The sequence below is a fragment of the Lacunimicrobium album genome (assembly GCF_052161635.1).
Classification (GTDB): domain Bacteria; phylum Planctomycetota; class Planctomycetia; order Planctomycetales; family Planctomycetaceae; genus SXPC01.
Genome location: NZ_CP197413.1, coordinates 2,462,537 through 2,477,217 on the forward strand (window position 1 = coordinate 2,462,537; position 14,681 = coordinate 2,477,217).

Genomic DNA, 14,681 nt, shown 5'->3' on the forward strand with positions numbered 1-14,681 from the left:
GATTTCTCCAATTGTAAGAAGGCGGCGCGTCTTTAAGAACGATATCCAAACCAGTCAGTAAACCAATGACAAGCTGCGTCAATTGGACATTCTCAACTCCACTCCCTCCAGAACCTCGCCTGCCTTAAGCGTGACAATTGCTGTTGAGGGCTGTGGAGTTTCAACGCTCGGAAAAGCAAACGGTTCGACTTGAATGTAATGCTCGCCCGGTCGAATGAACTTCAATTCGAAGGTTCCATCCGCTTTGACTTTTGTGGTCGGGTCATAGTAACGATTTTCTCGCATGTCTTTTGCATGGGCACGAACTTCGGTTCCCTCGACAGAAGGGCCAACGCCAAGAATGCGTCCCCTTACGGTCGCAGAACGCGTCAGAACGAGATCGTAGTTTTCAATCACATCGCCGGGCTTCGTTTGAATCGGCTCGCGAATCCCGTTCCCCCAGTGACGCCATTCCCTGTAGTCCCCATCGTGCGCAATGAGGTTGTACTGAAAGTCGTTTCCGGCGGGCATCATGACTCGATACTTCCCTTCCGCATCCGTCTTAACACTATACCGGGTATCGCCCGTCAATGAATTCCCGCTCCCTGTTTTCGCCGGCGCTACTGTTGCCCCCTCGACAGGTTTGCCGTCAGGATCTAGCACACGCCCGCTGAACGTGACTCCTTTCTCAACAACAATTGTCACGGGCTTCATGCCAACTTGAAGATCGAATGACATGTTATCGAAGTTGTCCTGAAACTTCCCTGGCTTCAGTTGCAATTGGTGATACTCGTGAACTGCATCCGCTGACCACCAACGTCCGATGGTCTTCGGTTGATAAACCACATAGGAGTTGATCATTTCAGACGGTTCTTGTCCCACATCAAACTCGAATTCTCCCGGCAGCATATCATCGATCACCAGTTTGCCTTCAGAGTCTGATCGAGCTTTTATTCCTTGGTGACGCCAGTTCCACAACACGACATCCGAGACGGGCTGATTCGTTTGACTGTCCAAGACGACGGCTTCAAATCGAACCCCTTTCTGCAACTGGATATCAACCTGCTTGGCTTCATTCTTTCGCAGGGAGATATCCGACATGCGACTCGTTCCGACTCCAGGCACACGAACCAGGAATTGATAGCTATCAGGAAACGCATAGAGTCGATAGCGGCCTTGTGCATCCGTCTTCGTTGTCCATGGGATGGAACCAATGACGTATCCATCATTTTCCTTGCCGGATTGCTCCCCACGAACTTCCACATCCGCCACACCTTGCCCATCCGGGCCTGTCACTCGACCTTCAAAATAGGTCTTCTGTCCCAAAACGACTCTAAACCGCGGAACTCCCATTGGTTGATGGTGATCGTAATAAGGAGAGTAGCCCTCTTTGGTCACCCGAATTTCCACATAACTTTCCGAATCGTCATCAAACGTCAAGGTGAAACGACCTTCTGCATCAGTCTTCGTTTCGTTGCCGGGAACCCAATGCCAGGCATCAACAAGAGCTCCTTCAATCGGAGCCCCTTTCTCATCAACGACAACACCTGAGAGCTCGCGATCCTTTGAATTCGATACCGCTGGAACTGGTGAATTGACTGGTATTTCATCATCCGCTTCTTCAACAGTGGGCGCCAGTTCCCCTATTGGATTTTCACCAATCCGCTCCGCGTGAATTACAAACGGCTGCTGTTCATTGCTGACAGGAATCACGACCATCCGATGTACACTTCCCGCAGGCATCGCCAGTTGATATTCGGGATGCTCCAGACTGCCATAGACGTAAGTGATGTCTGGTAAACTCTCAAAGCTCACGAGTCCATCTTCGTCAGTTGTTCTTGTCCAAAGCTTCATTGAGGCATGATGTCGTTCTAATTGCAGTGCCTGTGTCTCATTCTCGTCGACTCCGATCCAGTCTTTAGCCGCACCCCACGAACGCCCCAACAAAAATGAGCCGCAATCGTAAAAAGTCAGATTTGGGAAAACGCTGACCTTCGCACCTGTCAGTGGCTTCCCCTCGGGTTCCAGGCATTTCAACGTGACAGTGTTCGTTTTCTCCATCGGAATGAACACACCATCCGACTGGCTCGAAGAAACCAGTTGTGGCCAAAGACTGGAGTCACCAACATCCGGCAGTTGTTTTACATAGGGTTCGAATTCTGGATCATTTCGTAACTCATTGAGTTTCGGCTGCGACGAACACCAGCCATCGCACATCGCCACCAACTGAATCGGAACATCTCGGGGCAGCGAATCGAACTTGAATGAGCCATCCGGTTGTATCTCCACTGCGTCAGCGAATGTCAAACGCTTCTGGTTATTGGGACCACTGGAATCGAGGTAGACACATTGAGCCAGCACAGATCCATTTTTAACGGGTCGAGGAACGGCCTCATCAATCCTTCCCGACATCGAACGTCCAGGACTCAGCAAAACATCCTTGACGATTCGCAGTTCTCCCTCCTTTATCCAGTCGCTGTCAGAGATCACGTTACTGAACAGTATCTCGCCCGATTCCGTTCGATGGGCAACTTGCGCAATCCTCGGCTGATCGTCGCGTCGACTTGATACCAAGGTATTCGGCGGCTGAAAGCTAAACTTTTTATCGCCTCTCCAGAGATCACTGAACATGACAGTGTCGACATCGGCCTGACCGGTGTGTTCTCTCCTGCAAACGAGATCTGGTACACGACGCCGCGCTGTAATGGAACCCTCTGTCGCGTCAGATAAACCGGAGCATCTCGTCTGTTCTGCTTCAATAGATCGAGTTCATGATTCTTCGCTGCAAACTCTGGATGCGTGACGAGGATCAATAGCACTGACGTCCTCATCTGCTCCAGTACAAACTCCGGAAAATCAATCGTGATTTCACCTTTCTCATTCGAGACATCCACTGGCTTGCTGCCATGGAATTTGTCCGACCAGCCATAAGAACTCGCGTGATTGACGAGGGTCCTCAACCCCACAATATCAACCTTTGCCCCTTGCACAGGTTTGCCGTCTTCACCATAAAACTCCAGCACAATCTGCCGACGCTCTTTCTGCAGCGGAGCGACTTCGACTGGCTTTTCCTCGACCGGATTCTCTTCTTGTTTCGGTGATACCTGGATTACAGCTTTTGTCAAAGAATCCTTTGCAATGGGCTCGTCAACAATAGAAGGAACAGTGAGACGAAAAGACGTCAGTATCACAGTTGTTGAAATTGCTGCGATGACAACGATCATCGCCATCCGCCGCGAAACAGCGAATCGGTTCACCGTTCGATCGAGAATCGTCTTCAGCCGCATCTCAATACTTGGCGTCGAGACGATCGCGACGCCGACTGCGGGCCAGATCCGTCGTAGTCGTCCCTGCGAAACAACATCCAGCAACGAGCGGGCGTAATCTGCTGCGGAGACGCCGGAGTTTAAAACCAGATCATCACAGGCCTGTTCCCTCAACCGCTCGATCTGGCGTAACGCCAACCACAACACAGGCTGCGGCCAGTAAATGACTTTCGTCAGTTCCACGACAACCTGCCAGAGCGGATCGCGTCGTTTTACATGGGCCAGTTCATGCAGCAGCACTGACCGCTGCTGCTCGATTGGCCACGATGTGATCGTTTCTGGCACGATAATCACCGGGTGCCACAATCCCCAGACCATCGGCATCGTCTCCGGTGTCGAAAAACGAACATCGACCGTTTGCTTCAATGACAAATCACTTCTCAACGAGGCAACCAGCGTTAGGAGCGGCTCATGAGTCATCATGGGCAGCTGAGAAGTCTTTCGCCACAGCATCAATACGGAGGCGAGAAGTCGCAGCATGAGTAAGCAAGCGATACTTCCCCAGAGGACGACCACCCACCTCAAAACGGCATTGAAACGCCAGAGTATCGCAGACGGCATCTCGACACGGTCAATCGGCCTGAAGATTCGAGGTTCGCCTCCCACGATGACTGTCTCTTCACGGGTGCGAACTCTCACGTTCGGCGTCGAAACAGGATCCGGGAAAGGATTCGTGGGGATACGAGCCTGTGCAGGCTCGGTTGAAACGGCCTGATTCTTCGCGACGGTATCGGGGGGATTGTGAGTCGCTGCGATCGCGCGTGGTTCGGTTAGGGATGGATCGAACGACACCATGAACCACTTTTCCGGCAGTACGTTCCATCCTGGCATCCACGCCTGCCCGGCTGGAAGGACCAGTAGCGACAAACACGCCAGCTTCCAGACAAGATGCCTCGCCCCCGCCGACTGCGTTCGCATTGCATAGGCAACGATCGCCGCCAGCGTGAGAATGACCGTCGATTTCCAACCCAGTTCCAGAAAGTCTGTCGTCATCGGTCACTCCCCTTTCTTGTCTTGAGAACGGGCATGCTGGTCGATCAACTCCTTGAGCTTTAGCACATCCTCATCGCTCAGCTTCGCATTCGGCTTTTCCAGATGAGTCGCGAGCGCCGTCGTCATTGATCCCTCGAAGAAGGTCTCTAACACTTGCTTGAGCGCGTTCAAGCCTGCTTTCACCCGCGACTGCTTGGGATGATAAATGAACTCCCTGCCCACCTTCTCCCGCTTGATGTGGCCTTTCTCCTGGAGAATCGCCAACATCCGGCGCACAGCCATGGGCGTCGGCGACGCCTGCAGCTTCTGGCAGATTTCGAGCACGCTCATCCGCTGATTCGCAAACAGCAGATTCATAATCTCGCGTTCGCGACGCGAAAGCTTAACAGGGCTCGGCATGATCGACACCTGGAATAGGAGATGAGAGTAAATATTCAGCAAGACTCGATGCGCTACATTATTAGCGTCTTACCAGCAGGCAGGCAAGAACAAAAGCTAAAAAAGTAGCGGCACAGTTCTGGTGGCTCGATTCGCACATCGACAAAAATTATGGCAACACGTTACTTAGCACTGTCATACAACTACAAAATACCGCATTCTGATGACGCTGACATCGACGTAATCTTCCGACTCCAAGAAGGCAGTCCCCCATGACCCCTCCCATCCTCATCATCGGTGCCGGACCCGTCGGCCTCACGATGGCCGCTGCCCTCAATCATTACGACGTCCCCTGTCGTATCATCGATAAGTCGACTGCACCCAGCGACAAATCAAAAGCACTCGCCGTCTGGTGCAGAACCATGGAACTTCTCGATGGCCTGGGCCTTGCCGACCGGTTCGTCCAGACCGGCCTGAAGCTCACCGGCGGGAGCATGTTCGCAGGCGGGGAACGTCTCGTCCATCTTGACCTCACCAGCAGCGAAAGCAAGTTCGGCTTCCCTCTGATGATCCCTCAAAACCAGACCGAACATCTGCTCCTGGAACACCTCGCATCCAAAGGCATCACCGTCGAGCGTCAGGTGGAACTGCTTTCCATGACCGACACCGGCGCTGAGGTCAATTGCATCCTCCGTCACCCTGATGGCCGCGAAGAAGCCGTCTCATCTCCTTACGTGGTCGGATGCGACGGAGCCCATAGCACCGTCCGTCACTCCCTCGGCATGGAGTTCACCGGACACGCCGAACCCAATGACTGGATGCTCGCCGACGTCCACATCGAAGGTCCTCTCGCGAAGGACGAAGTCAGCATCTACTGGCATGAGACCGGCGTCGTCGCGTTTTTTCCCATCGATCACAACCGCTTCCGCGCCATCATGGACCTGGGAGCCTCAGGCAGTCACGTCCTCCCTTCCGAGTTGTCACTCCCTGAAGTTCAGGCCAAGGTCGACCTGCGCGGTCCCGGCGGGTTAACACTCTCCGACCCCATCTGGCTCGCCTACTTCCGCATTAACGAACGCAAAGTCTCCGACTACCGCCAGGGCCGAGTCATGCTCGCCGGCGACGCCGCCCACATCCACAGCCCCGCCGGAGGGCAGGGGATGAACACCGGCATGCAGGATGCCTTCAATCTCGCCTGGAAACTCGCACTGATTCAGCAGGGCAAAGGCCAGCCCGAACCACTCCTCGAAAGCTACTCTCTCGAACGCAGCGCCGTCGGCGACGAAGTCCTCAAAAACGCCGCACGCTTCACCACCATGGCCACCCTCCGCAGCCCCGTCGCCCGCTGGCTGCGAAACCACATCGTCCCCATCCTCGGCTCCTTCCATGTCGTCAAAGACAAGATCCGCAATGACTGGTTCGAACTCTCCATCAACTACCGCAGCAGCCCCCTCACAGGCGAATGCTGGAACTCCCTCGCCAACGAAGTCCAGGCCGGCGACCGCCTCTGTGACACTCCTGTCGCCTCCCTCACGACCGGTCATCAAACCAATCTGTTCTCGGCTATCCATAGCAAGCGTCACACGCTTCTGCTGATCCCCGGTTCCACCGACGCAAAGGAGCTCTCCCAATTAACCCGCCTCGCCACTCAGGCAAGCGAAACCTTCCCGGATGCCCTCTCAACTCACATCATTCTCACCCCAGACACAACGCCTGACTCCACACCAAATCTCGATTTCCCGGCCTGGATCGACACCGACAACACACTTCACCACAAGTTCAACGCCATCCACCCGACCCTCCTCCTCATCCGCCCCGACGGCTACATCGCCTACCGCAATCAACCCGCCGACATCTCCCACCTGCTCAGTTTCATGGACACCTACTTCATCCGCAGGAAGTAACTAGACGCCTACGCAATACAAACTGACGGTATCAGCAGCAAAAGTAATTCGAGCCTTCCCACAGGCTGCGATCTTCACGCAGAGGCCGGGATTGCTTTGCTATTCCGCGCGACGATAGATAAGATTCTGGTCTACAAGTTTTCCAAGCACGCAGCATCATTGCGGACAGCACCTCATTGCCGAAATTGAGGTCATTCATGCGGCTCGCAGATTTCATCGTCGCGAATATCGAGCCAATTCTTCTCGAATGGGAAGCCTTCGCCCGCAGTATCACGCCCGATAAGAATATGGACGTTCTCGCGCTGCGCGACCACGCCGAGATTATTCTCCTCGCAACTGTCCAGGACATGCAATCTGAGCAAAGCGATGCAGAGCGAGACGCAAAGTCCAAAGGAAATACGTCTGACGACGAAGAAGATGAAAACCTGGATGAGGCCTCGAAACTTCATGCCATCGAACGACTGGGCTCGGGTTTTGACCTGCTGGAACTGGTGTCTGAATATCGCGCCCTGCGTGCCAGCGTCCTTCGATTATGGCATGAAAGCCGACCACAACCACAAGATAACGACGTCGATGACGTCACCCGGTTCAATGAATCGATCGATCAATCACTGGTCAAGGCGGTCAGCAGTTACACAAACCGTGTTGATCAGTCTCGCGATCTTTTTCTGGCGATCCTCGGTCACGACCTCCGCAACCCGCTAAACTCCATTGCGATGGCAGCCGCGTTGCTCCCTCGCCTGCTGCCGCCCGGATCCGAAGTCAACGAACTCGCTTCTCAGATATCGGCTAACACGGGAGTCATGGCGAGAATGATCAGCGATCTTCTCGAATTTACCCGGACGCGTCTGGGAGCAGGAATGCCCGTTTCGCCAGTCTCAATGGATCTGAGCCTCCTCTGCCAGGAGTTGTACCACGAATTCCAGATCAGTTTTCCCAAACGCCAAATTCGCATTCAATCCAAAGGCAACATGCGCGGCAACTGGGATGCAGATCGTCTCCGCCAGGCCATCTCGAATCTAATGGGCAACGCGATCCAGCACAGCCCCGACAACGCCCTTGTGGAACTCAGGCTCAGCGAAACAGAAGCTGATGTTGAGTTGGTCGTCGCCAACGGCGGACCGCCCATTCCGGCTGGCGAACTCTCCAGAATCTTTGAACCACTCGTACGCGGCACAAGCTCCGCCCATTCCAAACCCGATCGCCCTGGAAGTATCGGCCTCGGTCTCTACATCGCCCAGTCCATCGTCCGATCTCACGGCGGCAAAATCACCGTAACCTCGTCCGAAAACACCGGAACCGCATTCACCGTCAACCTCCCCCGGGAATTCTCCCCGACCACCGGAAAGTCCCCTTTAGACAAAGCATTCAAGGCAGCTGTGTAGAGACAGTCACTGATCAGACCACCCACTTCGCATCTCCCCCCTGGTCACTGCCGCTAATGAGCAGGGCCGAATGGTGCTGCCATTCTCAATATGAATGACGGGTAGTCGGTCATTCGAGCAGCAAATCGCGTAAGTCAATGATCCAAGGCGGCAAAACAAAAAAGGCCCACGGTTCACAACCGCAGGCCTTTGAATAACTTACGCCGTTTCTGGCAAGTGCCCCCACAAGGACTCGAACCTTGAACCTGTTGATTAAGAGTCAAATGCTCTACCGATTGAGCTATAGGGGCAGGTGAGTTAAAGCCTTGTTTTTACTGGGTTTACGTCGATTCAGCTTGTAACCAAACTGTAACCAAAGCGTTTAGACCAGTTTTGTAACCAAAACGTAACCAAAACCTACTGTAACTTTACAGTTCCTGTAACCAAATTCCAAGTGACTGATTTCGATTTTGGTTACAGCAAACAGATTTGGTTACACTTGGTTACACATCGACGCCAACACAATCGAAAGGTTCACATGCTAAACCCGCAACAGACCATTCTCGACAAACAACATGAATGGAAGCGTCATAACACCGATCAAGCAATTCCGTTAAATCCAGTTGTCTGTTGTGAAGGTCCGAATGACGGCGAAATCAAAGAGCGCGGAAATGTCCATATGGATTTGTATCGCATGGAAACTGATTTTTTCGCGGAATACAAAAAAGGCTCATCACATGACTAAATAAGGCATGGAAAAAAATAGAAACAATGAAGTCTGGGAAATCATCAACTTTCGATTCGACGATGACGCGATCAAATCTGAATCTGACGAATTAGGGTACATCGTTTACATCACCCCCGATCCGTACGATGCCCTTCAGCAAGTGGCAACCTGTGACTTCCAGTTGCATCCCAAACCTGATTGGCACAAATACCTTCCAGCCAACAAACACTGGCTGAAGTCGCTTGAAGGCGCGAAAAGCTACGTCGAAAATACTAACCGTCGTGCTTCACCTGTCATCACAGTATTGAGTGATCCGCCACCAGAACCGACAGGACCACCATCAACGTCAACACCGCCCCCTACAGGTAGTATCTGTTGCCTGCCTGCCATCGAAGGCGGCTATGTGTGTGCTGGCGAAATGGATTCGTATGGTTGTGCCTCGATGGGCGGCTTTTCGGTCTCAGATTGTGCTGAGTGTGGGGGAACGACCACTTCACCACCATCATCGACAACGACGACAACGTCTGCCCCAACAACAACGACGACAACAACTGGTGATCCTGAAGACTTTTGTCCTGTTTGTACTTCACTCGAAACGATTCCTGTGAAGTGGTATTTCCACAATCCAGATTCACCGTACGAACTGTGGAATACTTACACGGGCATCGCAACCTATTCGTATCACGATGGTTTGTATTGTCGTTATGTCATTCCTGCTGGTGGTAGCTGGGCAGATGAAGGCGAATTATTAGTCCACAACAACAGCGGAACGATTCGGATTTCTGGTGGTGCGGGAAGTGGTTTCAATTCCGAATGGGTAAACGTCGGAACTTGTCCAGACGGGTCAGATGAAGTTGTCTTGCCTGCTGAATCGACTTGGCATCCTAGCTATTGGGTGCTTTGGGAATCTCCTCCAACCACAACGACTACAGCTGCGCCAACGACCACCACGACAACCTTACCACCAACCACGACTACAACAGCGGCACCGACGACCACGACCACGTTACCGCCTACAACGACGACCACCACCACAACGACCACAACTGCGGCACCAACGACGACAACAACACCGCCACCTTTGCCAACTGGATATTTTTCACATCCCCCTGCTGAATTACCAGAAGCAATTAAAGTCAAAGCTGCGAGAGTATGGGATGCGTCAAAAGGTTTGACTGATCGTGTTGTTGGTGAGACGTTTACCGCCATAAACTCAACACCTGCAATCAATGCTGGGAAAACAGGTGGTTATTACAATTTCCCAAGTGGCACGTTGAACGGGACAGGTCCACGATTAGAAGTTGCTCGTGATAATGCGATATGGGCAAATGATAAACTCACAATTTCATTTTGGTTTTATGCTGATGTCAACGCATGGTGGAGCGGGTTCAACGATGTACTTCGTTGGATCACATTTTCAGGCTCTAATGCGGTCACAGAAATTCGATGGCGTGGTCCTTTGGCGGCTCAACCGGGAAGAACGGATTTTCGTATCACTACCACAAGCGGCGTAAAGTTACTTCAACACCCAACTGCTATCACCACCAGCGGCTGGTATCACTACGTTGGACAATGGGACTTGGTCGCCTCTGGCACGAATAACTATGCAGTCTGGATCAATGGAGTTAAGCAGACTTTCACCACATCAGCGGGTCTCATTGACACGTCGCTGTGGATGCCAAATGTTCGAGTTCCATTTGTCACATATCCTGCACAAGTTGGTATCGAGCAGTTGATGTTGTTCAATTCAATTCTTTCTGATTCTGAAGTGGCTGAAATCTATAACGCTGGTCTTGGCGTGATGGTTCGATCCCAACAACTTCTCAAGGGAACTTCCTCAGCAAGAATTGTTTCATCAATCGCGACTGCAAATGGCGGTGTTGTCGTTGGTGGCGCTGTCGACAATCTGACCTACACACAATCACGAATTGGATCAGGTGGTGTCGTGGTTGGTGGCGACGCCTTCATCAACGTCTATTACATTCCTCCATCTGGAGGGGTTGTGGTTGGCGGGACTGTTGACGATTTGACAGTTGAAACACCAACCCCGTTTCAACTGGTTGTCCCTGCTGGGAAAGTTCAACGCGATTTAGAACGAACATGGTTAGCGGTCAACATTCCATTCACGGGAGTTCTCAATCGTGTTGAGGTATTCGATTCAGATGGAAATGAACTTTTAGTTGACGTGAGAAGTCAGACAGATGAGTTATTGAGCATCGTCATCAAAACTCCTCTGAAGACAGTTGAGAACAATTTTGAGGTGTGGATTTATGAGTGATATTTTTTGTCCGTGTAATGTCGTTGAACGAACTGGATCAGGAGGCGTCACAGTTGGTGGATCAGCATTGGTTACCAACAATACCCCTCAAGGTGGGGTTGAGGTTGGCGGAAGCGGCTTCATCGATATCAATGACGTATACTATCCATTGGCTGCGATTTACCCATTAGATGAATTAGAAAGTCCATATCTTGATCGTTCCTTCCATGAGCTTGACGGGGTTGGTCTCAATTCGCCAACACGTTCCATCGGTATCGGCTGTCGAGCAAATCAAGTCTTCATCGAATCAGATGAGAATGCTGTTGGAAATCTGATTGAACTTGAACCTGATTTGATCGCGTCCGATCAAAGTTATTCCCTGTCGTGCTGGATCAAGCTCACTGGTAATCAAGCTGAAAGAACAATCTATTCCAGAGGCTCAAGTGGTGATGGTGGAAAGCTTGTTTTTGCTCTGCAGTATTCATGGCATCGTTACATTTTTGCCACGGTTTACTATGAGGATGGGACAGAAGTTTCAGCTTGGAGCAATCAACCAATTCGACCAGATTGGAACTATCACATCGCGGTAAATGTTGGTCAAAAGAAAATGGAAATCTTCATTGATGGCGTTGCCTCTGGTAGCGTTGAATTACCTTCAGGTGATCGCGAGATGTTGTTTAATTCCTGTTGGTTTGGTGGGAAAAATCGATCATCTTTCAGCACAATGAATTTGCAAGAATTTCGCTTGTTTCCTGAAACGATGCCAGAAGCCTATTGGAAGATGGAACGCGATTCTGTGTGTGATCCAGAGTTCTACACGTTGACTGCGATCAGTTCATAGTTCGACGTCTGCAACTCATGTAGGCGTTGCCATAAGGATCAAGACAGACGTATTTCACACTGTCTGAACCAACTGAACCCGAACCACTCCATGCATCTTCCCATTCTTCGTCGCCGTCGAACATGTCGTGAGAATACTGGAGTTCTTTGCTCGAATTGAAGACAGAAATTCCGGGTCTACCGTTCGCCACATTGATCGAAAAGACGTACCATTTTTCGCCATCGACCATGCCCCAATTGACGGGCCATTGAGCATGTGAATAACTGGCGTAATAGGTGCTGGACGTGACTGGAACACTCAGTTCCGTCATGAATGGTACGTCGATGTGATGGATAAGAATTCCATCGAAGTCATACCACGACGGACCACGTAAGACGTACCCTGTGATTGTCTCAACAGGGTCTCTCGGTCCCCAAGTGATACCAAACATTTCCCCATCATGGATCATCCCTTGCTTTTCAAATGGGTTGATTCCATTAACGTCACCGATTTCATATGGAATGGTAGCAATCACAGTTCCAGAAGAATCATATATGTTGGTCTCTGGAAAGGTGAAACCACCAAATTCAAACCTTGGTGATTCACGGCGCACATAATTTCCACTGCTTCCAAGAGCATGGAAAACACCACCAGCAAAGACGGTTGGCATTGGTGTTCCATCTAACTTATAGGCTCTGCGTTCACTCCAGATAATGCCATTCTCAACACGAATGACACGGTCTTGAACGGTGGTGAAAAGTCCGGGCGAATATTCGATTGTGTCGATGGGCATTGGAAATATGGTTTCATTTCCAGCCTCGTCAACCATATACAAATTGGTTGGATCACTGGAGGCTGTCGCATTTTGAAACCACATCGTATCATCAGACCAGCCAAAGGAACGACCAGCAGTCAAACCAGTGATTCCATGAGGAAAATCCCATAGTTTTTCGCCATAGATGTTTCTACCGCTGGTGACAGTTTGTGTCTGATAATCGTTGGTGAAAATTACTTTCTGATTCATCGAACGAACATTGCCTAACGACTGTTGCCACTGATTGACAGACGGTTGGCCGTTGATTCTCGTTTCATATTTGAGCAGTCGAGAACCTTTTTCCAATCGCATCAAATAGGGAGTAACTGGCGGAATATTGAATCCGCCAAGTATCGCTTGGCTCAACATCACCAATGAATCCGATTCCACATCCCAAAAGATTTCATTGATGTTTTGTGGTCTCACGTTGCTACCTGATGAACCACTTCCACGATTGGATGGATAAATCCACTCCCGTCTCTCTGGTGTGAATTTCATCAGATAGAAAATATTTGATTCGCAACATCCGCAATAAAGTGTTCTTGCCATTAGACGATACACTCCACTGGTAGGCTGACCATCCAGCGTCCCCATTCCCAAGAGCATCGAACCCACATCGGTTCACTGACAGACGGTGTAAATGGTGGTATTGAAGATGACGTGTTGTTGAACACTTTGATTTGGTGCGCTCTGCCTGAATACTTATTTTCGCTGAATGGTGGTGACGGTGTTCCCCCATCGGAAACGTCATATTCGTAGAAAAAGAAAGTGACGTTCCCTGAACCCAAAGTCTGACCAGATGGAAAACTTGGATTGGGAGCACCAGCAGTGATAATGTTGTTGGAATTGAGTCGCCCAAAGATCGGAGTTGGGTTGTACTCGAAAACGTAGTAGTCTTTTTGTTTGTACATTTTGACGATGTGACCACGCATGCAATACGGGCTACCCCACATCAATTCTCGCGCATATCCCGTTTCGTCTTCGTAGCTACCAACGATTCCATCCTCTTTCACTTTCAATCGCTTTAGATCTTCATCCCATTCCATTTCACGATGGGAGTACTTGCCATAACGAGGGTCAGTTGTTGATTCGATTGAAGCGGGATGATCCAGTTTCGCCCAATGCCATTCCTTTTTTGAGCCTCCACCCGATGGGCGCGCGTTCCAATTCCCAACACCACTTTTCGTACGTGTTTGGATGGACTTGATAACGCCTCTCTTGAGGATTTCTCGATCTCTTTCTTGTGGGTTCATGATTAAACAAATCCAAAATTAAATGGTGCTCTGCGGTAGGGTTGAACTGTTCTCCAGACCGTTGGTTGACCGGGTTCTAAACGCTCGCCATTTCCATTCAGCAAGACAGCTTCACCAACGGGATTACCAGCTTCATCAGTGATGGGAACCAACTCATATTCATCTGGATCAGATTCATTTTCTTTTGTTTTCAATTTCTTTTCGCTTGTTCCCATGTCGGCAAATTTCACGTCCCAACCATTAGCAACATCGATGCGAAATTCGTAACTAACTCGCCAGTATCCACCACCAGCAAAAGCTGAATCGTAAATCCGATCTGCTTCAGGTGAGGAACAATAGACAGTCCCCGGTGGATACCCTTCAAATGAATTTGAATTGACACAATTTGTCATTCCTCCAGAGGTATAAGACGATTCATTTCGAGTTATCTGAAGGATGTCGATTGATTCTTCACGGGTGAAAAGTTCTCCGGGTGGAACCCCTGCTGAATTGCATACGAAAACACCTTGAGCATCGCGAGAATAAGTCCTGACAATTGGCTCTTTGCGATATCGTCTGGTTGGTGTTCCGTCGACGTTTGCAGCAGCTGTCAAAACCAATGGAGCATAGGAGACAGTGACGTTGAAAACAGTCCCTAACGTCTCACCTTGACCACCAGCAGAGGTAGTTGAAAACGTGGTCGCAACTGATGAGGAATCGTAAGGAAACGTGGAAACATTTCTGGTGATTCCAAGACATTCCGTTACGTCTCTAGGGTGTGGATTTGGTGTGTCACTCCACACTCGATACACCGACTGATAACCGTTGTTCCCATTCTCATCGACGGTATGACTGATGTGTTCAAGTAATTCAAATGTTAAAGCCAT

11 protein-coding genes and 1 tRNA gene are annotated in these 14,681 nt (G+C 50.6%); 5 read left to right on the plus strand and 7 right to left on the minus strand.

Annotated features, from left to right (window positions below; all coding sequences use genetic code 11):
• Positions 1-78 precede the first annotated feature (78 nt).
• The 3 genes from SH248x_RS09685 to SH248x_RS09695 all read right to left on the minus strand — a co-directional run bounded on the left by SH248x_RS09685 (position 79) and on the right by SH248x_RS09695 (position 4,697).
• Entirely contained in the window at positions 79-2,391 is a 2,313-nt protein-coding gene (locus SH248x_RS09685) for a carboxypeptidase-like regulatory domain-containing protein (protein WP_459558333.1), read from the minus strand.
• A 74-nt stretch (positions 2,392-2,465) separates the two neighbouring features.
• Positions 2,466-4,298, minus strand: coding sequence for a M56 family metallopeptidase (locus SH248x_RS09690; protein ID WP_459558334.1), 1,833 nt, complete (start codon positions 4,296-4,298; stop codon positions 2,466-2,468).
• Positions 4,299-4,301: 3 nt separating this feature from the next.
• Positions 4,302-4,697 carry a BlaI/MecI/CopY family transcriptional regulator gene (locus SH248x_RS09695; RefSeq protein WP_459558335.1) on the minus strand — a complete coding sequence of 132 codons (396 nt, stop codon included), beginning with the start codon at positions 4,695-4,697 and terminating at the stop codon, positions 4,302-4,304.
• Between the two features lie 251 nt (positions 4,698-4,948).
• Here SH248x_RS09695 and SH248x_RS09700 point away from each other — a divergent pair, with 251 nt between their 5' ends.
• Positions 4,949-6,580, plus strand: a complete 1,632-nt coding sequence (locus tag SH248x_RS09700) for an FAD-dependent monooxygenase (RefSeq protein WP_459558336.1) — start codon at positions 4,949-4,951, stop codon at positions 6,578-6,580.
• 197 nt (positions 6,581-6,777) lie between these two features.
• Positions 6,778-7,965, plus strand: coding sequence for a sensor histidine kinase (locus SH248x_RS09705; protein WP_459558337.1), 1,188 nt, complete (start codon positions 6,778-6,780; stop codon positions 7,963-7,965).
• A 217-nt stretch (positions 7,966-8,182) separates the two neighbouring features.
• Here the strand turns inward: SH248x_RS09705 and SH248x_RS09710 are convergent.
• Positions 8,183-8,255: transfer RNA gene (locus SH248x_RS09710), tRNA-Lys, on the minus strand.
• Between the two features lie 227 nt (positions 8,256-8,482).
• Here SH248x_RS09710 and SH248x_RS09715 point away from each other — a divergent pair.
• The 3 genes from SH248x_RS09715 to SH248x_RS09725 are packed head-to-tail and all read left to right on the plus strand — an operon-like array spanning position 8,483 to position 11,769.
• The gene (locus SH248x_RS09715) at positions 8,483-8,689 is read left to right on the plus strand and encodes a hypothetical protein (protein WP_459558338.1); all 207 of its coding nucleotides are present in this window, start codon (positions 8,483-8,485) and stop codon (positions 8,687-8,689) included.
• A 7-nt stretch (positions 8,690-8,696) separates the two neighbouring features.
• The gene (locus SH248x_RS09720; RefSeq protein WP_459558339.1) at positions 8,697-10,949 is read left to right on the plus strand and encodes a hypothetical protein; all 2,253 of its coding nucleotides are present in this window, start codon (positions 8,697-8,699) and stop codon (positions 10,947-10,949) included.
• Complete coding sequence (locus tag SH248x_RS09725) at positions 10,942-11,769, plus strand: LamG-like jellyroll fold domain-containing protein (RefSeq protein WP_459558340.1); 828 nt, start codon at positions 10,942-10,944, stop codon at positions 11,767-11,769. The genes SH248x_RS09720 and SH248x_RS09725 overlap by 8 nt, the downstream gene beginning before the upstream one ends.
• Here the strand turns inward: SH248x_RS09725 and SH248x_RS09730 are convergent.
• From SH248x_RS09730 to SH248x_RS09740, 3 genes are read right to left on the minus strand one after another with little or no spacing between them, the layout of a single operon-like run.
• On the minus strand, positions 11,759-13,111 hold the full coding sequence (locus SH248x_RS09730) for a hypothetical protein (RefSeq protein ID WP_459558341.1): 1,353 nt from the start codon (positions 13,109-13,111) through the stop codon (positions 11,759-11,761). The two genes, SH248x_RS09725 and SH248x_RS09730, sit on opposite strands and share 11 nt — an antisense overlap.
• Positions 13,111-13,815 (minus strand): hypothetical protein, encoded by a 705-nt coding sequence (locus tag SH248x_RS09735; RefSeq protein WP_459558342.1) that lies wholly within the window; start codon positions 13,813-13,815, stop codon positions 13,111-13,113. Before SH248x_RS09735 ends, SH248x_RS09730 begins: the two co-directional genes overlap by 1 nt.
• Before the next feature lie 2 nt (positions 13,816-13,817).
• Positions 13,818-14,681, minus strand: a complete 864-nt coding sequence (locus tag SH248x_RS09740) for a hypothetical protein (RefSeq protein WP_459558343.1) — start codon at positions 14,679-14,681, stop codon at positions 13,818-13,820.

Excerpts from the sequence above, each read along its gene's own strand:
- SH248x_RS09730 (WP_459558341.1), bottom strand. The coding sequence starts at position 13,111 with ATGGCAAGAACACTTTATTGCGGATGTTGCGAATCAAATATTTTCTAT.
- SH248x_RS09700 (WP_459558336.1), top strand. The coding sequence starts at position 4,949 with ATGACCCCTCCCATCCTCATCATCGGTGCCGGACCCGTCGGCCTCACG.
- SH248x_RS09740 (WP_459558343.1), bottom strand. The coding sequence starts at position 14,681 with ATGGCTTTAACATTTGAATTACTTGAACACATCAGTCATACCGTCGAT.
- SH248x_RS09695 (WP_459558335.1), bottom strand. The coding sequence starts at position 4,697 with ATGCCGAGCCCTGTTAAGCTTTCGCGTCGCGAACGCGAGATTATGAAT.
- SH248x_RS09715 (WP_459558338.1), top strand. The coding sequence starts at position 8,483 with ATGCTAAACCCGCAACAGACCATTCTCGACAAACAACATGAATGGAAG.
- SH248x_RS09735 (WP_459558342.1), bottom strand. The coding sequence starts at position 13,815 with ATGAACCCACAAGAAAGAGATCGAGAAATCCTCAAGAGAGGCGTTATC.
- SH248x_RS09705 (WP_459558337.1), top strand. The coding sequence starts at position 6,778 with ATGCGGCTCGCAGATTTCATCGTCGCGAATATCGAGCCAATTCTTCTC.
- SH248x_RS09685 (WP_459558333.1), bottom strand. The coding sequence starts at position 2,391 with ATGTCGGGAAGGATTGATGAGGCCGTTCCTCGACCCGTTAAAAATGGA.
- SH248x_RS09725 (WP_459558340.1), top strand. The coding sequence starts at position 10,942 with ATGAGTGATATTTTTTGTCCGTGTAATGTCGTTGAACGAACTGGATCA.
- SH248x_RS09720 (WP_459558339.1), top strand. The coding sequence starts at position 8,697 with ATGGAAAAAAATAGAAACAATGAAGTCTGGGAAATCATCAACTTTCGA.
- SH248x_RS09690 (WP_459558334.1), bottom strand. The coding sequence starts at position 4,298 with ATGACGACAGACTTTCTGGAACTGGGTTGGAAATCGACGGTCATTCTC.